Genomic DNA, 23113 nt, shown 5'->3' with positions numbered 1-23113 from the left:
TTTGCTTTCGGGCACGTTTTCGAATTCGCTTGCTGTGCGAGTCCAAAAAAGTGCATGAGTTGTGATATGAAAACTCCTAAAAAAGGCATCAGTTGTGATAAATCCCCTAAAAATGCCATGAGTTGTGAAGTATTTTTATCACAACTGTGGCACTTTTTTGGAAATCCATTTCTGTAAATCCATTCTTGCGCGGACAATGGCGAGAAGCACCTAAGATGCCGAGAAGCACCTGAAAATCAGCGAATGACCTATAATGGGTGGCTGCATTCTAGAGAGCTCGGGAGTCCTTTTGATCGCACTGGCAGATAAAATCGCAAAATCATTCGGCGGACGTGTCCTTTATTCAGGCGCAACGCTGCAGCTTAATGCCGGTGAGCGCTGGGCGCTCGTTGGTCCTAACGGCGCTGGCAAGACAACGCTTCTGAAAATCATCATGGGACAAGAAACACCAGATGAAGGTACTGTTTCCTTTGCGCGTGATACCACGCTTGGCTACCTTGAGCAGGAAACCAAGCTCATGGGAGAGAAGACGGCGCTTCAGGAAGTCATCGACTCGGCGCATGAGATTAAAACGTGGGAGCGCAAGGTGGCTGAGCTTTCGCAGACAATCGCGGAAACTTCGGAGGAGGCCAAGCTCAACAAACTTCTTGAAGCCTATGGTCACGCTATGGAGCGCTTTGAGCGTTTGGGCGGCTATGAGCTGGAGGCTCGTGCTCGCCAGATTCTCGGTGGCCTCGGCTTTCCGGTGGAGGACTTTGATAAGCCCGCCAAAGAATTTTCGGGCGGCTGGCAGATGCGTATCTCTCTCTCAAAGCTGCTCCTGCGCCATCCTGACCTGCTCTTACTTGATGAACCGACCAACCATCTTGACCTTGAATCGGTCCAGTGGCTGGAGAAGTTTCTGGCGGGCTATGACGGAGCTGTACTTCTCGTTTCACACGATCGCTCCTTTATGGACGCCTGCGTAAGTCATGTGGCAGCGCTGGAGAACCGTATGCTGGTAACCTATACCGGCAACTACTCTGGATATCTCCGCCAGCGCGAGGAAAACCTTGAACAGCTTCGTGCCAAGCGCGCGGCGCAGGAGCGCGATATTGCGCATATGGAAGTCTTTATCGAGCGTTTTCGCTACAAGCCGACTAAGGCGCGGCAGGTACAAGAGCGCGTGGTAAAGGTCGAGAAGATCCGTCAGGAATTGGTGGTGCTTCCGGAGCAGTCGCATCAGGTGCACTTCCGCTTTCCCAAACCGCCTCGCACGGGAGATACGGTGGTCTCATTTGAAGGGGTTTCCAAATCTTATGAGGATAACCTTGTCTATCGCGACATTGACGTAAAGCTCTATCGAGGCGACCATGTGGCGCTCGTTGGCCCTAATGGCGCGGGGAAATCAACGCTCATGAAACTCATGGCGCACAAGATTGCTCCTGACGCAGGCTGCATTGAGCTTGGACAGAACGTCAGCGAAGCCTACTATGCGCAGCATCAGCTTGAAGAGCTCAATCCCGCAAACACGGTCATGGCCGAACTTGATTCGGTAGCTCCCGGCTGGACAACCAGCGAGGAACGTCGCCTTTTGGGAGCCTTTCTCTTCCATGGCGATGATGTCGAGAAGCGCGTTCAGATTCTTTCCGGTGGCGAGCGTGCACGTCTGGCTCTTGCGAAGATGCTCGTATCGCCTGACCCACTGCTCTTGCTTGATGAGCCCACCAACCATTTGGATATTGATTCAGTTGACGTGCTTGAGAAGGCACTCGTTAATTTTCCGGGAACCATTGTCCTCATCAGTCACGATGAGCATTTGGTCAGAGCGCTTGCGAACAAGGTCGTTGACGTGCGCGATCATAAGGTAACCGTCTACGACGGCGACTATGAGTATTTTTGCTTCAAGCGCGCTGAGCTTGAGGCTGAAAAAGCCGGGGGCGCTGGGACACCGCAGCAAAAGATACCGACAGCCTATAGCTCCGATGGTTCGCGTAGAGAGAAGCGTCATGAGGCACCCACCAACACGGCGCGCAACGTCAAAACAAAGGAGCAGCGCCGAGCCGAGGCGGAAGAGCGCAATCGCAAAAACCGCGCGCTGCGTGATACAAAGAAGCGCCTGAAAGAAGTCGAAGCTGCTCTTGAACCTGCCCATAAGCGCTATGACGAGCTTATGCGTTTGATGGCGGATGAAAATTTGTACAGCGATGCGGAAAAATTCGATACCTGCATGGCAGAGTATAACGCGCTTGCAAAAAAGATTCCCGCGCTTGAACAGGAATGGCTTGAGTTGTCGGAAAAGATGGAGCAAGGCGCCCATGGGTAGAGTAGCTTCAAGCGTCAGACGTGCGCTCAGAAACATTTTGCGAGCAGTGGCACTTCTCGCTTTGGTGTTGGCGGCCTTGTATACCGTGATGGTCGTGCTTGACGCGCTTAAGCCGGACATACTGCGCGTGGAGCAGCTGAAACTCGATGGCTTCGCTATGCGGATGGTGCCTTCGGCGCTTGCGGGAAGATATGTATTCCCTCTGCCAACCGGTGGCGTCCTGCGCGGAGACTATCTCATTGTTGCTATCATTACTGCAGCCGTCTCGCGAGGAGCTCACTGTGCGGCGAGAAGCACAAGGTAAGCGGAAAGGTTTTGCATGAGCCAGACATACAACGGCATTCCGTGGATGTCACTTTTCATTCATATCGTGGTACTCTTTTTTGCCATCATTCTCCATGAGGTTGCTCACGGATACGTAGCGTATCTTTGCGGAGACCCAACTGCAAAAAACGCTGGCCGCCTGACGCTCAATCCACTAGCTCATATAAATCCTTTCGGCTCTATTATCCTTCCGGCGCTCTGCGTGATTTTGGGCTGGCCGGGGTTCGGATATGCTGAGCCGGTTCCGTACAACCCCAATAACCTGCGTCATCGTCGTCTGGACGAAGTGCTCGTGGCCCTTGCCGGTCCCGCTTCAAACCTGCTGCAGGCCAGCGTTGCCGCAATTATCTACCGCGTTGTATTCGCAGTAGCAAAAAGCAATCCATCGTGGGCGATGGCACACGCGAATCTTCTGGTCGCCTGGGTTATTCCGATTCTTTCCACGATCATGGTATCCAACATCGTATTGGCCGTTTTCAACCTTATTCCGTTGCCGCCGCTTGACGGCTCCAAGCTGCTTCTGCTGTTCTTGCCGGATAACTTGCGCCGGAAGTTTTACACAATCGAACCCTACTGTATGATTGGCCTCATGATCCTTTTGTGGTTTGATCCTGGGATTATCAATGGGATTATCGATGGCGGCATGTCTTTTCTCTTGAAGTTGCTGATTGGGTAAGCCATGTCGTATCGTATCAGAACAGCCGCCTACTCAGGCCCCTTTGATTTGCTTCTCCAGCTGGTCAGTCGTCAAAAAGTCGCCATAGGGTCAATTTCTATCGCCGAGGTCGCCGAACAGTATCTCGCCGAGGTAGAGGCTATGGGAGACTTGGACCTTGACGTCGCTTCCGATTTTGTACTGGTAGCGTCTACGCTTCTGGACATGAAAGCGGCGGCCCTTGTGCCTGAGGGAGTTTCGAGCCGCGCGTCGAGCGATGACGGTGAAGATGACGATGCCGATTTGCTTCAGAATCTTTCGCCTGACGAGGCTCGAGAAGTGCTCATCGCTCGGCTTATTGCCTACAAGCAGTTCAGAAACGCGGGTGCCGCTTTGGGTATGCGTGCGGAAGCCGAGAAGCTCATGTTTGCTCGCAGCGCCGGTCCCGACCCCGCATTTTTGAACCTCATGCCGGATTACCTTGAGGGCATTACCCTCAGAAGCCTCGCGGTCATCTGCGCTGACATTGATTCGCGCCGGGAGACTTTTTTGCTTGAGGCCGAACACGTGGCGCCCCGGCGAATCCCCGTGGCGCTGACCGTCGCTTCAGTGGACCGCCTGACTCGTTCGCGCGGCCGCCTCACCTTTTCTGAGCTGCTGGACGGACAGGATACGCCTGAGATTGTCGTTGCGAATTTTCTTGCCGTTCTGGAGCTCTTCAAACGCGGCATGATACGCGTCGCGCAAAGCAATCTGTTTGGCGACATCGAGATAGAGCATGTAGAAGGTGCTGACCCTTATGTGCTTGACGAGTCTGTTATGTCGGAGCTTAGCGAACTGTCAGGAGATGCGGCAGTCGCTGATTTATCGGAATTTGAACAGGAAGATGCCTAATGGCTGAAATGCTTGAAAATCTGGAAGCAGGTTCTTTGAAACAGCTGCTTGAAGCTCTGCTTTTGGTGGCGTCCGACTCTGTTTCCGCAACGGATTTGGCAAAGACTACGGGTGCCGCGCCGGGAGAAGTTGCGTCCGCCTTAGCTGAGCTGTCCGTCGAATACGCCGAAGCAAACCGTGGATTTCAGCTCCGCGAGGTGGCGGGTGGCTGGAGGCTGTTTACGCACCCCGCGCTTCATGATAAGGTGGCCGACTTTGTGCTGTCATGGGACACGCATCGCCTTTCCCAGGCGGCGCTTGAGACGCTTGCCGTAATCGCCTATCATCAGCCGGTTACGCGCGAGGGGGTCCGCGCCATCCGTGGCGTTAATTCCGATGGCGTCATAGCTTCTCTTCGCGAGAAGGGCCTCGTGCGCGAAATCGGCCGCGACGCCGAGCGTGGACAGGCTATTCTCTACGGTACAACAGCGCTTTTCTTGGAGCGCTTTGGGCTCAAGTCTCTTAGGGAGCTTCCGCCTCTTGAAGACTTTGCTCCCGATGAAGAGTCCAAGCAATTTATCCGCGAACGTCTCTCAGGCAGAAGTATTGCCTCAACGCTGGAAGAAACGGCTGAAGACCTTGATGAAGAGCAGGAACTTCTGAGCGAGGATTACCGTGGGTGATCAGCGTATTGTCCCCATGCGGCTGCAGCGTTTTTTGGCACGCGCGGGCGTGGCAAGCAGGCGCGGCTCTGAGCGGCTTATGAGCGCGGGCAGAGTATGCGTCAATGGCGCGATAATAACGGAGCTCGGCAGTAAAGTAGACCCCCGCTGTGACATAGTAACGGTGGACGGTGTAGAGGTCAGCATCGCTGACACACCGGCCTATCTCATGCTCAACAAACCCGAGGGCTGTCTTACGACGATGAAAGATCCTCAGGGTCGCCCGACCGTCAAAGGATTGGTTCCTTCAGAGCGATATCCTGGTCTTTTTCCAGTAGGGCGTCTGGACAGAGATACGTCCGGCCTCTTGCTTTTTACTACGGACGGCCTGATGGCGCAGGAACTTCTGCACCCTTCAAAGCATGTGTGGAAGCATTATCTGGCTCTTGTTTCAGGCACGCCGACCGAGGAGGAACTCAATCGGCTTCGGTTGGGCATTGTTTTGGACGATGGCCTGGCCCAACCTGCTCGCGTGGAGCTGAGAGATGACCTTTTGGAGCTCCATGGGGTTTCTCGCCACACGAAGCGCTTTGGCAGGGCGGATAACGCTATCGTTGGTATATGGATTCATGAAGGAAGAAAGCATCAGGTTAAAAAGATGATGCTAGCTATTGGACACCGCGTCATCGTGCTCCACAGAGACGCGTTCGGACCTTTGCATCTTGCCGGTCTTGCGGAAGGGCAGTGGCGGGATTTGAGCGAAGAGGAGCTTGCCGCGCTTAAAAAACAGGCGGGCTCTGCCGATGGTTCGATAGAGTATATGACGTGCAAGGAGGATATATGATCGTTGCCATTGACGGCCCAGCCGGTTCCGGTAAGTCGACTGTTGCCCGCACGCTTTCCAAGCGTCTGGACCTTGTGTTTTTGGACACCGGGGCGATGTATCGCTCCGTTACGGCGGAATGTTTGAGCAAAGGTGTCGCGCCTGAAGATACCGAAGCCGTTATCAAGGTTGCCCGTGAGATTCAGATTACCTTTGGCAACACCGAAGAAGGCCAGACGGTCTTTGCAAACGGACGCAACGTAACCGATGCGATTCGCACGCCCGAGGTCGACCGTGCGGTTTCTGCCGTTGCTGCCATTCCTGAGGTTCGTGAGGCGATGGTAGTGCTCCAGCGCCGCGCGGGGGAGGCAGGCTATGTGGTGGCCGAAGGCCGCGACATCGGTACCGTTGTGTTTCCTAAGGCGGAGGTCAAGGTATTCTTGACGGCTGACGCAGCCGCGCGAGCTCACCGACGCGCGGTGCAGCGTGAAGGCGGAGACGCCGCGACAAATGCCTCAGCCACCGCAAACGCTGCGGAAGAAAAGAAGATCCTTGAGGATATACAGGCGCGTGACAAGGCTGATTCATCCAGGGAGGTCGCGCCCTTAAAGCCCGCTGCCGACGCTCATCTCATCGATTCTTCTCACATGACTCTCGATGAGGTTGTAGATGCAATCATCTCCTTGCATCCCGGCCTCAAGGAGCGTGATACACGGGCGCCGCGTTCTTCTCGCCAGCATCACAGCGCGTCCTCCAAGCCCGCTTCGTCCGATGATAGCGAGGTTCACAGACCTTCGGCGACCAAAAAAACATCGAGAGGCGAGAAGAACTCTGAGAAGAGCTCCGACAAAAAGCCCACTAAAAAGTCCGACAAAAGGCTCCACGCGTTCCGCGGGAATTCCGTAGATGACTACTTTGACACGGGGATCAAAGACTTTCCGCTTCCCGCGCGTATATTTTTGCGGGTAGTCGTCCTTTTGCTTATGGGCGTCACGAAACTGTGGTTTCGCTGGGACTTTAAAGACGCGCAGCTTCTTAAGGACGATAAGACCGCTCGGGTGATTATCATGAACCATCCCTCGATGTTTGATCCCGTGATGAGCGTTGTCTATCTCATGTGGCACAACATACCGGTGCGCACCATTTACAAGAGCGAGTTTGGCAACAATCGGCTTATCGCCTGGCTGTTTTCGCGCGTTGGCGCCATTCCTGTCGAGCGCGGCACCGCCGACATGAAGGCCATCCGCCGAGCGGTGGCGGCGCTTAAGCGAGGAGAGTGCGTGCTCATCTATCCTGAGGGAACGCGCATTCGCGACAACTTTGCGAGACCAGAGATTCATGGGGGATTCGCACTCATCGCTCAGCTTGCGGGCTGTGATGTTCAGCCGACTGCCATCTTTGGTGCGCTTGATATCAAGAAGAAGCATTCACCTCTCGTCAAGCCGGTCAAAATTTGGGGCGCAGTTGGGAAGCGTATCGCGTTTTCCGAGCTTGCTTCTACAAAGCGCAAAGACCAGGCTCGTGAAATGGAACAGCTTGGCATGGAGCGGGTATATGAACTGAGAGATCAGCTCATGAAAGACCATCCCGGAAGGAATTAGCGTGCCTGTCATACGGATTGCAGAGGAGGCAGGAGCCTGCTACGGCGTTGAGCGCGCGCTCGCTATGGTAGAGGCCGCTGTGGCAAAGGGAGGCGCACCCGTCAAAACGCTCGGCCCTCTGATTCACAATCCGCGCGTCGTTAACTCCCTCAAACACCAGGGAGTTTCTGTCGTGGACAGCGCCTCAGACGCTGCGGGCGCCGCCTTGCTTCTCCGCACTCACGGGGTCACGCCTGAAGAAGAGCGTATCGCCCGCGACCAATGCGCAAAAGTCATGGACGCAACCTGTCCGTTTGTCAAAAAAGCGCACGCCGCGGCTGAGCTTCTGGCCAAAGAAGGCTATGCGGTCTATGTTGTCGGCGAAGCGGGCCATCCCGAAGTGGAAGCAACGCTCGCACATGTTCCCGGTTCAATAGCAATCAATTCGGCAGATGATGTCGAGAAGTACGCGAAAGCGCTGCGACAGGCGCGGCGCATAGGTCTTATCGTGCAGACAACCATGTCTGCCTCCCGCCTCAACGAAGTCGTCAGTGCCACACTGCCTCTCGCCGAAGAGGTGCGGGTCATGAATACTATCTGTGAGGCCACGGCCGGCCATCAGGATTCCTGCCGCCGCCTTGCGCAGCAGTCCGACGTTATGATTGTCATTGGCGGCCGTATCTCCGCCAACACGACACGTTTAGCGGAGATCGCATCGCAGTATTGTCCTCGTACACACCACATCGAAGGTCCGGATGAACTTCTCGCCAACTGGTTTGAGGGCGCGGAAAACATTGGAATAACAGCGGGAGCTTCCACCCCGGAGTCGCATATTAAGTCCGTGTACCAGGCCATAGCCACCATGGTCGGCGCCAACTGACACGACGATCCCTAAAAGACCATTTTGGACAAAGTAACTTGCGCACGTATACAGGTGCCTGCGGCTTGGCGTGATACCATTACTATAACTGTACGTTCATACAAGGAGAACCATGGCTAAGCCCATTGTCGCTATAGTCGGCCGCCCCAATGTGGGCAAATCTACGCTGGTCAATCGCATTGCCGAGAAGCGTGACGCGATTGTTCATGAATCACGCGGCGTGACGCGGGATCGCTCATACCATGATGCCGATTGGAACGGCCGCGACTTTCGCCTGATTGACACAGGTGGCATCGAATCCGTTAAATCCAAAGATCAGTTTGCCCCGCACATTCGTGAACAGGCTTTGCTGGCCTGCGCAGAAGCGGATATCATTGTCTTTGTGGTTGATGGAAAAACAGGCATCACCGATGAGGATGAAGAAGTCGCCCGTATTGTCCGCAAGTCCGGCAAACCCGTTTTTCTGGTGGTCAACAAGAAGGATAATCCCGCCGCTGAGCAGGACGGACTTTGGGATTTTTACGCCCTGGGCGTAGGCGAGCCGATCCCTATTTCTGCTGCGCATGGCACGGGGACAGGCGATTTGCTTGACGATATCGTTGCAGCTCTTCCTGAAGAAGACGATGAATCGCATGATGGCGCTATTCTTAACCTTGCCATTATCGGCCGTCCCAATGTAGGCAAGTCTTCGCTGGCTAACCGCCTGGCTCACAAAAAACGCTCCATTGTTTCAGATGTCGCGGGCACCACGCGCGACGCCATCGATACGATGATTGAATGGAAGGGAATGCCCATTTGTCTCGTTGACACCGCGGGCATTCGCAAAAAGAGCCAGGTACATGAAGATGTTGAGTATTACAGTCTGGTGCGGGGCCTGCAAGCTATGGACCGAGCTGATGTGTGCCTTTTGGTGGTAGACGCCTCCATCGGCGTTACCGAGCAAGACCAGAAGCTCGCCAATATGGCTATTGAGCGCGGATGCGCGCTGGTAGTGGTCCTCAATAAGTGGGACCTTATCGATTCCGACGCTCAGCGTAGTGACGTGGCCGCTTCTGTCGCCAAGCGGTTGGCATTCGCTCCTTGGATACCGTCCATTCATGTTTCCGCCTTGACGGGGCGCTCGCTTGATAAGGTGCTGAGCGCCGCTGTTGCTGCTGCCGAGGCTCACGCGGCTGAGCTGCGCACGTCCGAGCTCAACGACCTTCTCGCGCGGATTCGTGAAAGCGGCCATACGGTTTCCGATAAGGGCCGCCGCCTTAAGATTCACTATGCGACGCAGACGGGAACCAAGCCTCCCGCTATCTCGTTTTGGTGCAACGCGCCTGATCTTGTTGACGATGCCTACGAGCGCTTTATTGAAAATCGTCTTCGCGAGCGCTTTTCCTTGACAGGCACGCCCGTTCGTCTGAAGTTCCGCAGAAAAACGGAGGCACGATAATGAACGTCATCTTTGCTGGACTTGCGTTGGGAGTCGCCGCCTTCCTTATTGGAGGCATTCCCTTTGGATTGATTATTGCGCGGAGTATGGCTCACGAGGATATCCGCGAGGTGGGCTCCGGCAATATCGGGACGACTAATGTGGCGAGAAGCGCCGGCGGAGCGGCGGGTATTTTGACGCTTCTGTGCGACGCGGGCAAAGGCTTTCTCAGCGTCTTTGTCGCCCGTCTTGTCCTCACTGCGGTATCAGGGGGCGACGCGGCGGCTTTTAACGGAGAAGGAAGCTATTCCTGGCTTGTCGCCTTTATATACGCCTGCTGCGTACTGGGACACATTTTCTCTCCGTGGCTTCATTTTCACGGTGGAAAGGGGATTGCCGTAGGATTTGGCGGCGGTTTAGCGCTCAATACGGCAATGGCCTGTATGGCATTCTTGGTGTTTTTGGCGCTCGCGCTGCCAACGCGCTATGTGTCGCTTGGGTCTGTTGGCGCCGCCCTCGCAATCGTTGTCTTTGCCCTTCTATTCGGTGAATCTCTTCCTTCTGTTCTATGTATAACCGTTGTCGCCGTGACGGTTATATGGGCCCACCGAGAAAACCTGCAAAGGCTTTCAGCAGGAACTGAGCGTCAGTTTTCTCTGGAAAAAGAAAAGGATAAATCATGAGGCGCGCCTGTGTTATTGGATCGGGTTCTTGGGGTACCGCCTTTTCCACACTCCTTGCAGCTACCTGCGAAGACGTGGTCATATGGTCGCTTGAAGCGAAAATCGCCGAGAGCATCAACCAACGGCATACAAATTGCCTTCATCTGAGCGATGCGCTGCTGCCGGATACAATTCGAGCCACGACGTCGTATGAAGAAGCGCTTCAGGGAGCTGAGGCGGTCGTGCTGGCTACGCCTTCGGCATTTCTGCGATCTGTATGTCATTCGCTGGTGCCGTTTCTCTCAGATGACGTTGATGTACTTGTACTCTCAAAAGGCATGGAAGCGCACTCGCATATGCTGATGCACGAGGTTGCTGCTGACGAGCTGGGTCATCCGGAACGTATTGCCGTCCTGTCGGGTCCCAACCATGCGGAGGAGGTCATAAAAAAGAGCTTTTCCGCCGCGGTGGTCGCCTCAGAAAACCCTGCCTGTGCCCGCAGGTTTCAGCAGGCGATATCCTGCCGTTTTTTCCGTGCCTATGTAAGTGATGACATATGCGGAGTTGAGGCCTGCGCGGCGGCGAAAAACGTCGTTGCGATAGCGTGCGGTGTCGCGGCGGGAAAGGGAGCGGGAGATAACACCCTGGCCGCGCTCATGACCAGAGGTATCGCTGAAATAAGCCGCATAGTAGCCGCTCTTGGAGGCAATCCTCTCACGTGTATGGGTCTTGCCGGCATGGGAGATTTGGTGGTCACCTGCACTTCTCGCCATTCCCGGAACCGCTCCTTCGGGGAGGCTCTTGTGGCGGGCGAAACTCTTAAGGGATATCAGGATCGCACGCACATGGTGGTCGAAGGCGCTCAGGCGGTTCTAGGCCTTTCAGAGCTTGGCCGAGAGAAGGGCATTGAGGTTCCTCTTACAGACGCGGTATATGCGCTCTTATACGGGGGCAGTTCGATTGAGGATGTTATCGCGAACCTTGTGGACCGCATACCTCGTGACGAATTCTATGGTATTGAACGCTAAGAAACGTGAGGAACGCTATGACTGACACGATGACCAACATACAGATAGCCCCGTCCGTCTTATCGGCTGACTTCTCCAAACTCGGAGACGAGCTCGCAAGCATCGCGCACGCCGACTACGTTCATTACGACGTGATGGACGGCCATTTTGTACCAAACATCTCTTTTGGACCCGCCCTTATGGCTCAGGCTCAAAAGGCGACAGATTTGCCCTTTGACGTGCATCTTATGGTAACTAATCCCGAGGATATCGTCCCGTTGTTTTTGGATCTTGGCGCTAAGATTGTAACCTTTCATATAGAGGCTGCGACGCACGCCCATCGTCTGGTTGACCTTATTCATGCGCATAGGGCTCAAGCGGGTATCTCGCTCAATCCGGCAACGCCGGTGTGTCTGCTCGAGAACATCATCGAAGATCTTGATTTGGCGCTTGTCATGAGCGTGGACCCGGGCTTTGGAGGACAAAAGTTCATCTCAGGCTCTTTGGCAAAGATTCGCCAGCTCAAACGGCTCTGTGAGGCTCATAAGGTGCATCCCCAAATCGAAGTCGACGGCGGAGTCAGCGCCGCCAACGCCGCTGAGCTCACTGCTGCGGGAGCAACTATGCTTGTAGCGGGCAGCGCCATTTTCAAGGCCGAAGATCGCGCGGCCGCTATCGATGAGCTTCGCTTAGCTGCCGAGAAGGACCTTACTACACAAGCTTAAGGGAAGAAGTTTAACGACTATGCCATTGCTGTATCTGGATTATGCCTCGTCAGCGCCTACGAGAGCTACGGCGCTTGCTGCCGAGAAGGACTACGAAAACTCGGAGATTGCCGGCGTAAATCCAAACTCTTTGCACTCGCTGGGGAGAAAGGCCGCCCGCGCCTTGGACGGCGTCCGTGTAGATATCGTCAAAGCGGCAGGAGGACGCTTCAGGGCTCCTGACGTCATTTTTACTTCCGGTGGAACCGAGGGCAATAATCTGGCTGTCATCGGCATTGCCGAAGGCGCGCGTGCAAAAGACCGTTCTCGCACAACCGTGATTATGTCGTCCATCGAGCACGATTCCGTTCTCTCGACAGCGTCGGTGCTCCGCGGTCGCGGGTTCGACGTTCGTTTAGTACAGCCTAACCGTCAAGGATACGTTGAGGTTCAGACTCTTTGTGAAGCCCTTGACCAAAGCGTTTGTCTCGTCAGCATCATGTACGCCAATAACGAGACAGGCGTTGTGCAGCCCATCGCCGAGCTTTCCAAGGCGGCTCATCAGTCTGGCGCTTACGTTCATACCGATGCGGTCCAGGCCTTTGGACGCATTCCACTGCAGCTTGATGATGTTGACGCGCTTACCGTTACCGCTCATAAACTGGGTGGCCCTATCGGCATCGGAGCGGCGCTTATCAGGTCGCGCACGCCGCTGAGACCTCAGAGCTACGGCGGCGGTCAGGAGCAGGGGAGGCGCCACGGCACACAGGCTGTTCGAGGCGCCCTCGCCTTCGCGGCGGTGGCGCGAGAATGCGCTGATAACCTTTCTGAGCGGCGTGCTTTGGTTTCTGAGCGTGCGGAGAAGCTCTACCGGCGTCTTTGCGCGTCTCCAAAAATTGAGGCCACCACTTCAGTAAGCATTGGAGACGACCATCTGCCGGGAATTGTCAATATCCTTGTGTCGGATATTGATTCCGAGTCATTGGTACTTGGCCTTGACCAGAAGGGCTTTGAAGTTTCCGCGGGATCCGCCTGCTCTTCCGGATCCCTTGATCCGAGTCATGTGCTTTCTGCGATGGGAGTCTCTCGGCGTAAAGCCTTAGGCTCGCTGCGGATTTCATTTGATGAGCGTATCTGCGATAGTGAACTTGATGCGTTTGCCGACGCACTTCTCGCCATCGTTGATGCATAATAAATAACTCTTACGCGTAAAGAGAAGAGCGTGCGTCGGCATTGCTCTCACAGTTGTATACGATGCTTGTACAGGAGGGAATATGAGCGAATCAGCAGCACTGATGCGGCTTCAAAAAATTGATCTTGAGCTGCTTAAAGCCAACTCGACCCTCGCGGCAATGCCTCAGCTCAAGCGCCTCAAAACAATCCAGCTGGCTCAAAAGAAGCTATCTCTTGAGCTCAACCGCATTATCGGTCTGCGCAAAGACGCGGAGCTTGAAATAGAAGATCTTGAGGGTCGTCGCAAAGAGCATGTGCAAAAAACCGCAGAAGTTCAGGCTGCCGCGGCTACAGAGAGTGACTATCGAATTTTGAGCGATTATGACCACAAGCTGACGTCTCTGGCGAAGGCTATCGAGAAGGTTGATTTTAAACTTACAGGTGCTCGTGAGAATCTGCAGAAACTGCAAAAGGTTGAAGCTGGTGCGTATAAGATGCAGCGTAAGCTTACAGATGAGCTTGAGACTGTGACCTCCTCTCTTTCTACCGATACAACAGTTCTTCAAGACTGCGTTAACAGCTTGAAGAGCGATCGCGAGATGGTGGCCGCACAGCTCTCTCAACCTATACTTGACGCTTATGAAAAAGCTCGCAAGCGTTTCAAAGGTCTTGCCGTTGAGTATCTTGACGGTAACATGCCCAGCACCTGTCGCGTCAAGCTACAGCCAAGTTCATTTCATGATCTCGCCCATGGAGAGGCGATAACTGAGTGTCCTTACTGTCACCGTATGCTGGTAACGGATTATGCGCTTGAGGAGGAGTGTGCTCAGTCATGACATTGGAGGCTTCGTCGCAAAAAAAGGTCGCCCTTGCGGTTTGTGGGGGTATTGCCGCCTATAAGGCCGCTGAGGTGGTGCGCGATTTTCAGAGGAACGGATGTGACGTGCGCGTAGTCATGACAGAAAACGCGGCAAAGTTTGTCGGTCCCGTAACGTTTCGCGCGCTCTCGCACCATCCCGTCATCGAAAGTCTCTTCAACTTTGAAGAGAGTGCGACGCCTCATATCGATCTTGCCGACTGGGCCGATCTTTTTGTCGTAGTTCCCGCTACCGCAAACGTTCTGGCGAAACTGGCCACTGGCATCGCCGATGATGCTTTGACTGCCGCCCTGCTTGCTGCGCATACGCCTGTGCTTATCGCTCCCGCCATGAACACCCACATGTGGAATAACCCGGCAACGCAGACAAACGTTACCGTGCTGAGCGAACGAGGGTACCGCTTTGTGGCTCCTGAGACAGGTTTGCTTGCCTGCGGATATGTTGGAACCGGTAAGCTTGCCGGCGTTTCTGACATCACCGCTGCTGCCCTTGAGCTTTTTGCGCAGCCGGCGCACGATGACGCAGATGCGGCGCGCGACTTTCCCGAGCGTCCGTGTGACCTTACCGGACACCATATTCTCATCACCGCGGGGCCTACGCATGAAGCCATCGATCCGGTGCGCTTTTTGGCAAACGCCTCAACCGGCAAGCTCGGCTTTACGCTTGCGGCGGAGGCGTATCGCCGTGGCGCCAAGGTGACACTTGTTGCCGGACCCGTTTCGCTGCCAACGCCGCCTGGTGTCAAGCGCATTGATGTTGTCTCAGCCACCGACATGTTGCACGCCTGTGAAACCGCCTTTGAAAGCGCTGACGCGGCTATTCTGACGGCGGCGGTTGCCGATTACACGCCTCTTGTCTGCGCGGATCACAAGCTCAAAAAATCTCGTGAGCCGCTTTCTGAAATCAAACTTGTGGAGACGGTTGATATTCTCGCCACCCTGGCTGCCGCAAAAGGAAATCGTGTGGTGGTGGGCTTTGCCGCGGAAACGGATGATCTGCTTCAAAACGCTCAGGCTAAACTTGAGCGTAAGGGTGCAGATATGATAGTGGCCAACGATGTTTCGCGCGCCGACTCGACCTTCGGTTCTGATACAGACCGCGTCGCCTTTGTAACGAGCGGCGAAGTTCAGCAGCTTGAAACGCTGCCGCTGGTATCAGTCGCTCACGCGGTGCTTGACAGGACGCTTCGCTTGCTGGAGGCTCGTGCATGACGCCGGTTGCTTTTGAACTTACGATAGGCTGCCATTTGTCTACGGCCGCCGGCTGGAAGAAAATGGGGGAGACAGCGCTCGCGCTTGGCGCTAACACGTTTGCCTTCTTCACGCGAAATCCGCGCGGCGGCAATGCCAAAACGTTGGACCTTGATGACCTTGAGGCACTGAAAACGCTCATGCGAGAAAATCATTTCGGCAAGCTTGTGGCGCACGCCCCCTATACCATGAACCTTTGCTCAGCGAAGTATGAAACCGTCGATTTTGCTCGGCGCGCCATGGCAGAAGATCTTGAGCGTATGGAGTACCTGCCGGGAAACTACTATAACTTTCATCCGGGCAGCCACGTTGGGCAAGGTGCCGAGAAGGGCGTCAAGCTTGTAATTGAGGGATTGAATGCCTGTCTTGTTCCTGGGCAAGCTACCATGGTACTTCTCGAGACTATGGCCGGCAAGGGCACCGAGGTAGGGCGCACGTTTGAAGAACTCGCGGCTATTCTTGACGGGGTTGCCCATGACGAGCTTCTTGGAGTGTGTTTAGATACCTGCCATGTACATGACGGCGGCTATCGTATTTTTGATAGCCTTGACTATGTACTCGATGAGTTTGACAGGATTATTGGACTTGAGCGTCTTAAGGCTCTGCACCTGAACGACTCAAAGAATCCGTGCGGGGCCCACAAAGACAGACATGAAAAGATAGGCCAGGGATACCTTGGTCTTGACGCGTTTGCGTCAATCGTCACTAATTCTCGTTTGCGCACGCTTCCAATGATTCTTGAGACGCCTCAAGATTTTGACGGCTATAAACATGAAATTGCCCTGCTCCGCCGTATTGCAGCAGCGGACAATCAGACACATGAATCTGCTTTGGGCGGCGTGAGATAAATGGGGATTTTAATCGGCTGCGAGCGTCTTACGATGGAATGGCCGGGCAAGAGAGTTCTTTTTGACCAGACCGTCGGCATCAACGAAGGTGACCGCATTGGCGTCGTCGGAAAAAATGGAGACGGAAAGTCGACACTTTTGCGCCTCATAGCGCGCCGTTTGGATCCCGATGACGGCAACGTCGTCTGGCGCGGTAGCGTTCAGGTGGGATATCTTGGACAGTCGGACGCCCTCGATGCGCATGAGACAGTCGGCCACTCAATCGTAGGGGATATCCCTGAATACCTCTGGGCATCAGATGCGCGCATCCGAGGCATACTGGACGAATTGGTGGGAGATCTCAGCTGGGATGCTCTCATCGGGCAGCTTTCCGGAGGTCAGCGCCGGCGCTGTGACCTCGCTCGTCTTTTGGTTGGCTCTTGGGACGCGCTGCTTCTGGACGAGCCTACTAATCATCTTGATATGCATACCATACAATGGCTTGCCCATCATCTTAAGAACTGCTGGCCCAAAGGACAGGGCGCTCTCATTGTCGTAACGCATGACCGCTGGTTTCTTGATGAGGTCTGTGACCACATGTGGGAGGTTCATGATAGCGTCATTGATCCTTTCGAGGGAGGGTATTCGGCCTACATTCAGCAGCGTGTCGAGCGCGATCGTCAGGCAGCGGCAATAGAGGAACGCCGCCAGAATACCCTTCGCAAAGAGCTCAACTGGCTGTCGCATGGAGCAAAAGCCCGCACCTCAAAACCGCGCTTTCGCGTGGAAGCGGCCCGTGCGCTGCTTGCTGATGACCCGCTGCTGCGCAATACGCTTGAACTTAAGCGTATGGCTATGGCGCGCTTGGGCAAGCAGGTCATTGAAATGAAAAACGTTTCGTTTGCATATCCGGAGGCGGACGGCACACTAAAGCCGCCTGTCATCAACGCTATTGAATGGATTATCGGGCCGGGAGACCGTTATGGCGTCCTTGGCGAAAACGGCGCAGGAAAATCAACCCTGCTGGAGCTTATGACTCAACAGCTTATGCCGACGGCAGGACAGCTTAAGGTTGGCAAATCGGTACGATTCGGCTGGCTTTCTCAGCGTCTTGACAGTCTTGCTGACGTACAAGATCAAAGTGTCCTTGATATTTTATCCCGCTACAAAACAACGTATTATGTCGATGGCAAAGCTCAAAGTCCTACACAGCTGTTGGAACGACTTGGATTTGATCGCCGTGAGTTTTCTTCTCGCGTCAAAGATCTTTCCGGCGGCCAACAACGTCGGCTGGCCCTTCTCTGTGTGCTTTTGAAAGAGCCGAACGTGCTTGTTTTGGACGAGCCCGGCAATGACCTTGATACCGATATGCTGGCTGTTATTGAAGATTTGCTTGACAGCTGGCCGGGAACGCTGCTGCTGGTGACGCACGACCGCTTTCTTATGGAACGTGTTACTGACGATCAGTTTGCCCTTCTTGACGGCAAGATTCGCCACATTCCAGGCGGTGTTGATGAGTACCTCACGCTCGTTGAGAAGGCTCAGCGTGAGAAAACTAAGCGCGAAGGCAGCAAGCAGATACCGGCGTCATCGTTGGGCACCACGGCTGACAATGGCACATCGAAAAGCGCAGACGCTTCACCTCAAACGCTGACCAACCAGGAGCGGCGGAAATTGAAAAAACGTCTTGACTCAGTCGCGCGGCGTATGGAAAAAGCTGAAGGCGCGCCTGATGAGGTGCGTGCTCAGATGGCCGCAGCCGATCAAAGCGATGCCGAAACCCTTATGAGGCTGCAAAAAGAGCTGAATGAGGCTGAAGCGGCGGTATCAGAGCTTGAGGACGAATGGCTTGAACTTTCAGAGAGGCTTGGGTGAGGTGCGGTGAAGGAACTGCTTCGACGCTTTGTATTCCCGGCCTATGGCACGCGCACGCTCTTCGCGGTACTTGCAAAGAGCGTAGAGGTAATAGGCGACCTGCTGATGCCTCTGATTATTGCACGCATGATTGACGTTGGCGTGCAATCAGGCAATGTGTATGACATCATTCGCTATGGGTGCCTGCTCGCGCTTATCGCGCTTGTTGGATTCGGCTTTACGATCTTCTGTCAATACCAGGCCTCAATCGTGGCTCAGGGCTCAGGTACCGCCATGCGAAACGCGCTCTTTGCAAAAACACAGGAGCTTTCAAGCGCTGACGTACATCAACTGGGAACCGATACGCTTATCACCCGTCTTATAAACGATGTCAATCAAGTGCAGGTTACCGTGGCACTTGGGATTCGTCAGTTGATCCGCTGGCCCCTTTTGGCTGCCGGCTCTCTTATAGCGACTCTTGTGATCGATCCGCGTCTGGGCGGTATTTTTCTCATAGCAACGCTCATAGTGGGCGCCGTCTTTTGGTTTGTAATTGTCCGCTCGGTCGTGCTGTTTCATGCCTTGCAGGAAAGCCTCGATAGGGTATCGCGTTTTATGCGAGAAATGCTCTCGGGAGTTCGTGTTATTCGGGCGTTTCGCCGAGAAGATACAGAGCGGGCGCGCTTTACCGAAGCTGTTGGCGCACAGACTGACAAAGCAACCGCCGCCGCCAACTATTCTGCTCTTTTGAACCCTGCGACTTTTCTGGTGATGTATGGAGCCGTCGCGCTCGTCTTGTGGTTTGCCGCACCGCAAATAACTTCGCATACGCTTTCCTCGGGCAGCATCATTGCACTCTTGAGCTATATGACCCAGACGCTTCTGGCTGTGGGATACATCGCAAATTTGATGCTTATCTGTACAAGAGGAACCGCGTCCGGGAGACGTGTGCTGGAGGTATTGAACACTAAAGCCGCTCTGAGCGACAGAGAAAAGTCTTCCTTCTCTCTTTCCCGGCAGGAATGTGACCACGCTCCCGCTCTTGAGCTTCGCGATGTTACGCTTGTGTATGACGGCGGCGGTGAGCCCGCTCTTTCGCACATTTCTCTTACCGTACCTGCCGGCAGTTCGTTAGGCATCATCGGCGGTACCGGATCTGGCAAGTCTTCCTTGGCAAAACTTCTACTTCGACTGTACGACCCTGAAGAGGGCAGCGTAAAGATTTTTGGGCGCGCCTCAACGCAGTACGCCTTTTCTCAGCTGCGTCATCTTGTCTCGTTTGTGCCGCAGCACGCCTCGCTGGTCACAGGCACCATCAGAACTAACCTTCAGTGGCGAGACGCGCATGCAACCGACAAGGATCTCTGGAATGCCCTTACCTACGCTCAGGCGGCGGATTTTGTACGCGAGAAGCCCCAGCAGCTTGACAGCGCTGTTGAAGCCGGTGGCAAAAATTTCTCCGGCGGCCAGCGCCAAAGGCTTACCATCGCACGGGCGCTGGTAGGCAACCCGCGCATTATCGTACTTGACGACTCCGCCTCGGCGCTCGACTTCGCGACTGATGCGAAACTTCGCGCGGCGCTTCAAACGCTGCGTTCTGAGGCGACCTCTGTTATTATTTCCCAACGCGTAGCCGCGGTTATGCAAGCAGACCAGATACTGGTGCTCGATCACGGACGCCAAGTTGGTCTGGGAAGTCATCAGGAACTTCTCGCCACGTGCCCTCTGTACAAAGAAATCTGCCTCTCGCAGCTTCGTCCTGAGGAGGTGGGGGTGTAAATGGCTGATATGTATACCGGAGGAGGATCTGCCGCCGCCATCAGCGCCAGTGTGCGCGGCAATGGCTCAAACGACCCAGAGCGGAAAGACACTACTACAGGAGCGAGCGCAGCTCAGCTTTCTGCTTTGCAGGTCACCCGCCGCCTTGCCGGCTGGATTGCTCCGCACGCTCTGCTGTTGCTACTCTCACTGGTGAGCTCTGTTGTCACCATACTTTTGCAGCTATGGGTCCCTGTCATCGTAGGAGCCGCTATTGACCAGCTGGTTCACTTGGTTCAGGGAGGAGAGGCCGCTCTTGTTCCTACGCTTGTGAAGCTGGCTCTTGTAGTGCTTCTCGCCAGCGTAACGCAGTGGATCACCAGCTGGGCTACGAACCGCCTGACGTATTCGACTACGCGCGCGCTTCGCATCGCCGCGCATGAAAAGATTGCACGCCTGCCGCTTTCCTACATTGATTCTCATTCCCAGGGAGATCTGCTGTCGCGCGTTGTAAATGACGTCGACCAACTGGGAGATGGCCTCTTACAGGGGCTGACGCAGCTGCTGACAGGTGTGGTTACCATTGTGGGCACGCTTGCTTTCATGTTTTCGCTTTCTGTCCCCATGGGGCTTGTCGTAGCGCTTGCGACGCCGCTTTCTATCCTGGCGGCGGCTTTGGTGACACGTTTCGCGTCACGCTCCTTCGCGCGGCAGCAGGCGTTTCAAGGAGCGCTTGGCGGCTATGCCGAGGAAATGATTACCAACCAGGAGCTCATTGCTGCCTTCGCGCATCAAGAAGTTGTCGAGAAGGACTTCCGGAAAATCAATAGCGGTCTTTATACCGCAGGTCAGCGCGCTCAGTTCGCAAGTTCCCTTGCAAACCCGTCAACTCGTCTGGTCAATAACCTTATCTACACTCTTGTAGCGGCGCTTGGCTGCATCTGCGTCATCACCGGCATACCTTCAGTCCTCACTATTGGCCAAGTGCAGAGCTTTTTGTCGTACGCAAATCAGTATATGCGGCCTTTCTACGCCATCTCCGCCGTCACAACGCAGGTGCAGACCGCCTATGCAAGCGCGCGGCGTGTCTTTGAGCTGCTTGACGCTGAGGAGAACGCCGCCGACCCCGCTCATCCAAAGCATATCGATGACCCCTCAGGTGATATCGTTTTTGAGGATGTCTCGTTCTCGTATGATAAAAAACATCCGCTGCTTCAACACATCAGTTTCCATGCGGCAGCAGGTGAGCGTATCGCGCTTGTCGGTCCCACCGGCTGTGGCAAGACCACTCTGATCAATTTGTTGCTCCGCTTTTACACCATCGACTCCGGAGCCATTTTTGTCAACGGATGCAATACGCAAGATCTTACGCGCTCCGAGCTTCGCGCGCAGTTTGGTATGGTGTTGCAGGACACATGGCTCTTTGAGGGAACCATACGGGAAAACGTTCGCTATAGCCGTCCTGACGCCACGGATACAGAGGTTGAAGAAGCCTGCAGGCGCGCGCAGGCTCATGAGTTTATCGTTCAGCTGCCTCAGGGCTACGACACCAAGGTGGGAGAGGACGGAGGCGCGCTTTCCCAAGGTCAGCAACAGCTGCTTTGCATTGCCCGTGTCATGCTCGCCGACCCGCCCATTCTGCTTTTGGATGAGGCCACGTCAAGTATCGACACCAGAACCGAACAATTGGTGCAGGCCGCCTTCGACAGCATGATGGAAGGACGCACCTCACTTGTCGTTGCCCACCGACTTTCTACCGTTCGCAATGCTGACTGTATCCTTGTGCTTAAGGATGGGGGCATAATTGAGCGTGGTTCACATGATGAGCTGATCGCGAGAGGCGGCTTCTACGCCAATCTCTACGAAAGTCAATTTGAACGCATTCAAGACTAGCTTGAAAACTCTGTGTCAGGGAACAGAGCGAGAAGCTCATCGGCGTCACGAGAGAGGTGAAAGATGGCGCGGATATACGATGCGATTGTCATCGGAGCAGGCGTTTGTGGCTGCGCGATTGCGCGAGAGCTGTCCAGGTATCGTGGACATTTCGCGGTTATTGAACAAGAAGAAGATGTCTGCGCGGGTACGACAAAAGCTAACTCAGCTATCGTACATGCCGGTTTTGACGCGCAACTGGGGAGCCTTATGGCTCAGCTTAACGTTGAGGGATCACATCTTATGCCGCGGCTTTGCGAGGAGCTGGGGGTAGATTACGATCCAATTGGTGCGCTTGTTGTCTGCACCGAAGAAGAAGCGCAAAACAGCCTCTATGACCTGCAGCAGCGTGGTAAGAATAACGGTGTAGCTGAGCTTGAAGTTATAGACCGTAAGCGTTTAGTTGAACTTGAACCTCATATATCCGATAGGGCAATAGGAGCTCTTTTTGCTCCCACGAGCGCCATCGTCAACCCCTTTCAGCTTTGCCATCACCTTGCTGACTGCGCCGCGCAAAACGGCATCGAATTTCATTTCAACGAACCGGCTAAGAGTGTAGCAAGTGTCACAGATGACAGCGGAGAGACGCTCTGGCGTATAGACACCACGCAACGTGAATACTTCACCCGCGCGGTTATCAATGCCGCTGGCGTCTATGCGGACGTAATTCATAACTGGGTCGCTACGGAAAAACTTACTATAGGGCCGAGGCGGGGTCAGTACTATGTGCTTGATAAGTCGGCGGGAACCCATGTAAACCACACGATTTTCTCGCTTCCCACGAAACTGGGGAAGGGCGTTTTAGTTACTCCGACTACGGGAGGAAATCTCCTGGTAGGACCCAACGCCGAAGACATCGCAGATAAGCGGGGAACCGACACGACCGCAGAAGGAATGTCAGAGGTAAAAGCCAAATCAGCGCTGACCGTAAAGGACATTCCGTTTTGGGATACCATTGCAACATTTTCCGGCCTTCGAGCGCACCAGCCGGGGCATGATTTTGTTATCGGCGAGCTTTCTGAGGCTCCAGGATTTATCGACTGTGCGGCTATCGAGTCTCCGGGACTTAGCTCCGCGCCTGCCATCGGACGTATGGTCGCGGATATGGTTCAAGACAGGCTGGATCTCTCTCATAACCCCGAGTTTAATCCGTATCGTCCCACCATGCCGGACCTCTTAAAAATCTCTGAGGAAGCCTGGCAGGCGCTGATAGATAAAAATCCCGCTTACGGACAGATCGTGTGCCGCTGTAACCGCGTCTCAGAAGCGCAGATTATTGAGGCTATCACATCTCCTGTGGGCGCGCGTTCCCTGGACGGTGTGAAACGTCGCACCGAAGCCTGTATGGGCCGCTGCCAGGCGGGATTTTGTACGCCTAAAATCTTGGACCTTCTCGCCCAAAAGGTATCCGATCTTGCCCCTGATGAGGTGAGCAAAGCAGGACCCGGATCAGAGATCTTTTTCGGATGTAATAAGGGTCCTCTGAGCGCTTCATCTGCGCGTGTTTCTCTGAAAGCCGTTGATAGATATGAATAGCGTGGAGTTGAGC

The 23113-nt window shown here is 54.6% G+C and carries 20 protein-coding genes; all 20 read left to right on the top strand.

Translation table 11 applies throughout. From position 1 onward, the window contains the following. The first annotated feature begins 289 nt into the window (after positions 1–289). Entirely contained in the window at positions 290–2305 is a 2016-nt protein-coding gene (locus HMPREF1527_RS01895; protein ID WP_035433621.1) for an ABC-F family ATP-binding cassette domain-containing protein, read from the top strand. Beyond that, on the top strand, positions 2298–2609 hold the full coding sequence (locus tag HMPREF1527_RS01890) for a hypothetical protein (protein ID WP_016477016.1): 312 nt from the start codon (positions 2298–2300) through the stop codon (positions 2607–2609). Before HMPREF1527_RS01895 ends, HMPREF1527_RS01890 begins: the two co-directional genes overlap by 8 nt. A gap of 15 nt (positions 2610–2624) precedes the next feature. Next, complete coding sequence (locus tag HMPREF1527_RS01885; RefSeq protein ID WP_016477015.1) at positions 2625–3305, top strand: site-2 protease family protein; 681 nt, start codon at positions 2625–2627, stop codon at positions 3303–3305. 3 nt (positions 3306–3308) lie between these two features. Beyond that, a complete protein-coding gene (locus HMPREF1527_RS01880) occupies positions 3309–4178 on the top strand; it encodes a ScpA family protein (RefSeq protein ID WP_016477014.1) in 870 nt (289 codons plus the stop codon). Then, a complete protein-coding gene (gene scpB, locus HMPREF1527_RS01875) occupies positions 4178–4840 on the top strand; it encodes an SMC-Scp complex subunit ScpB (protein ID WP_016477013.1) in 663 nt (220 codons plus the stop codon). The genes HMPREF1527_RS01880 and scpB overlap by 1 nt, the downstream gene beginning before the upstream one ends. Continuing rightward, positions 4833–5663: a pseudouridine synthase gene (locus HMPREF1527_RS01870; RefSeq protein ID WP_016477012.1), complete on the top strand. Its 831-nt coding sequence runs from the start codon at positions 4833–4835 to the stop codon at positions 5661–5663. Before scpB ends, HMPREF1527_RS01870 begins: the two co-directional genes overlap by 8 nt. After that, a complete protein-coding gene (gene cmk / locus HMPREF1527_RS01865) occupies positions 5660–7243 on the top strand; it encodes a (d)CMP kinase (RefSeq protein ID WP_016477011.1) in 1584 nt (527 codons plus the stop codon). The genes HMPREF1527_RS01870 and cmk overlap by 4 nt, the downstream gene beginning before the upstream one ends. A gap of 1 nt (position 7244) precedes the next feature. After that, the gene (gene ispH / locus HMPREF1527_RS01860; RefSeq protein WP_016477010.1) at positions 7245–8102 is read left to right on the top strand and encodes a 4-hydroxy-3-methylbut-2-enyl diphosphate reductase; all 858 of its coding nucleotides are present in this window, start codon (positions 7245–7247) and stop codon (positions 8100–8102) included. 112 nt (positions 8103–8214) lie between these two features. Next, the gene (gene der, locus HMPREF1527_RS01855; RefSeq protein ID WP_016477009.1) at positions 8215–9540 is read left to right on the top strand and encodes a ribosome biogenesis GTPase Der; all 1326 of its coding nucleotides are present in this window, start codon (positions 8215–8217) and stop codon (positions 9538–9540) included. After that, on the top strand, positions 9540–10202 hold the full coding sequence (gene plsY / locus HMPREF1527_RS01850; RefSeq protein ID WP_016477008.1) for a glycerol-3-phosphate 1-O-acyltransferase PlsY: 663 nt from the start codon (positions 9540–9542) through the stop codon (positions 10200–10202). Before der ends, plsY begins: the two co-directional genes overlap by 1 nt. Then, on the top strand, positions 10199–11209 hold the full coding sequence (locus HMPREF1527_RS01845; protein ID WP_016477007.1) for an NAD(P)H-dependent glycerol-3-phosphate dehydrogenase: 1011 nt from the start codon (positions 10199–10201) through the stop codon (positions 11207–11209). Before plsY ends, HMPREF1527_RS01845 begins: the two co-directional genes overlap by 4 nt. Positions 11210–11226: 17 nt before the next feature. Then, on the top strand, positions 11227–11913 hold the full coding sequence (gene rpe / locus HMPREF1527_RS01840) for a ribulose-phosphate 3-epimerase (protein ID WP_016477006.1): 687 nt from the start codon (positions 11227–11229) through the stop codon (positions 11911–11913). Positions 11914–11932: 19 nt separating this feature from the next. After that, complete coding sequence (locus HMPREF1527_RS01835; RefSeq protein WP_016477005.1) at positions 11933–13084, top strand: cysteine desulfurase family protein; 1152 nt, start codon at positions 11933–11935, stop codon at positions 13082–13084. An 82-nt stretch (positions 13085–13166) separates the two neighbouring features. After that, positions 13167–13901, top strand: coding sequence for a zinc ribbon domain-containing protein (locus tag HMPREF1527_RS01830; protein ID WP_016477004.1), 735 nt, complete (start codon positions 13167–13169; stop codon positions 13899–13901). Then, positions 13898–15154, top strand: coding sequence for a bifunctional phosphopantothenoylcysteine decarboxylase/phosphopantothenate--cysteine ligase CoaBC (gene coaBC, locus HMPREF1527_RS01825; RefSeq protein ID WP_016477003.1), 1257 nt, complete (start codon positions 13898–13900; stop codon positions 15152–15154). The genes HMPREF1527_RS01830 and coaBC overlap by 4 nt, the downstream gene beginning before the upstream one ends. Then, on the top strand, positions 15151–16041 hold the full coding sequence (locus HMPREF1527_RS01820; RefSeq protein ID WP_016477002.1) for a deoxyribonuclease IV: 891 nt from the start codon (positions 15151–15153) through the stop codon (positions 16039–16041). The genes coaBC and HMPREF1527_RS01820 overlap by 4 nt, the downstream gene beginning before the upstream one ends. Next, entirely contained in the window at positions 16042–17895 is a 1854-nt protein-coding gene (locus HMPREF1527_RS01815) for an ABC-F family ATP-binding cassette domain-containing protein (RefSeq protein ID WP_016477001.1), read from the top strand. A 6-nt stretch (positions 17896–17901) separates the two neighbouring features. After that, on the top strand, positions 17902–19653 hold the full coding sequence (locus HMPREF1527_RS01810) for an ABC transporter ATP-binding protein (protein ID WP_016477000.1): 1752 nt from the start codon (positions 17902–17904) through the stop codon (positions 19651–19653). Beyond that, a complete protein-coding gene (locus HMPREF1527_RS01805; protein ID WP_016476999.1) occupies positions 19654–21525 on the top strand; it encodes an ABC transporter ATP-binding protein in 1872 nt (623 codons plus the stop codon). A gap of 63 nt (positions 21526–21588) precedes the next feature. Further along, a complete protein-coding gene (locus HMPREF1527_RS01800; RefSeq protein WP_016476998.1) occupies positions 21589–23100 on the top strand; it encodes an NAD(P)/FAD-dependent oxidoreductase in 1512 nt (503 codons plus the stop codon). Positions 23101–23113: the final 13 nt, after the last annotated feature.

The sequence above is a fragment of the Atopobium sp. oral taxon 199 str. F0494 genome, from assembly GCF_000411555.1.
Lineage (GTDB): Bacteria > Actinomycetota > Coriobacteriia > Coriobacteriales > Atopobiaceae > Lancefieldella.
Note: the sequence above shows the minus strand (reverse complement) of the source record. Positions and strands in the feature narration are given on the sequence as shown.

Coding starts and splice junctions, on each gene's coding strand:
- cmk (WP_016477011.1), top strand. CDS start 5,660: ATGATCGTTGCCATTGACGGCCCAGCCGGTTCCGGTAAGTCGACTGTT.
- scpB (WP_016477013.1), top strand. CDS start 4,178: ATGGCTGAAATGCTTGAAAATCTGGAAGCAGGTTCTTTGAAACAGCTG.
- HMPREF1527_RS01835 (WP_016477005.1), top strand. CDS start 11,933: ATGCCATTGCTGTATCTGGATTATGCCTCGTCAGCGCCTACGAGAGCT.
- der (WP_016477009.1), top strand. CDS start 8,215: ATGGCTAAGCCCATTGTCGCTATAGTCGGCCGCCCCAATGTGGGCAAA.
- HMPREF1527_RS01845 (WP_016477007.1), top strand. CDS start 10,199: ATGAGGCGCGCCTGTGTTATTGGATCGGGTTCTTGGGGTACCGCCTTT.
- plsY (WP_016477008.1), top strand. CDS start 9,540: ATGAACGTCATCTTTGCTGGACTTGCGTTGGGAGTCGCCGCCTTCCTT.
- HMPREF1527_RS01890 (WP_016477016.1), top strand. CDS start 2,298: ATGGGTAGAGTAGCTTCAAGCGTCAGACGTGCGCTCAGAAACATTTTG.
- HMPREF1527_RS01885 (WP_016477015.1), top strand. CDS start 2,625: ATGAGCCAGACATACAACGGCATTCCGTGGATGTCACTTTTCATTCAT.
- HMPREF1527_RS01880 (WP_016477014.1), top strand. CDS start 3,309: ATGTCGTATCGTATCAGAACAGCCGCCTACTCAGGCCCCTTTGATTTG.
- rpe (WP_016477006.1), top strand. CDS start 11,227: ATGACTGACACGATGACCAACATACAGATAGCCCCGTCCGTCTTATCG.
- HMPREF1527_RS01800 (WP_016476998.1), top strand. CDS start 21,589: ATGGCGCGGATATACGATGCGATTGTCATCGGAGCAGGCGTTTGTGGC.
- HMPREF1527_RS01830 (WP_016477004.1), top strand. CDS start 13,167: ATGAGCGAATCAGCAGCACTGATGCGGCTTCAAAAAATTGATCTTGAG.
- coaBC (WP_016477003.1), top strand. CDS start 13,898: ATGACATTGGAGGCTTCGTCGCAAAAAAAGGTCGCCCTTGCGGTTTGT.
- HMPREF1527_RS01805 (WP_016476999.1), top strand. CDS start 19,654: ATGGCTGATATGTATACCGGAGGAGGATCTGCCGCCGCCATCAGCGCC.
- HMPREF1527_RS01815 (WP_016477001.1), top strand. CDS start 16,042: ATGGGGATTTTAATCGGCTGCGAGCGTCTTACGATGGAATGGCCGGGC.
- HMPREF1527_RS01820 (WP_016477002.1), top strand. CDS start 15,151: ATGACGCCGGTTGCTTTTGAACTTACGATAGGCTGCCATTTGTCTACG.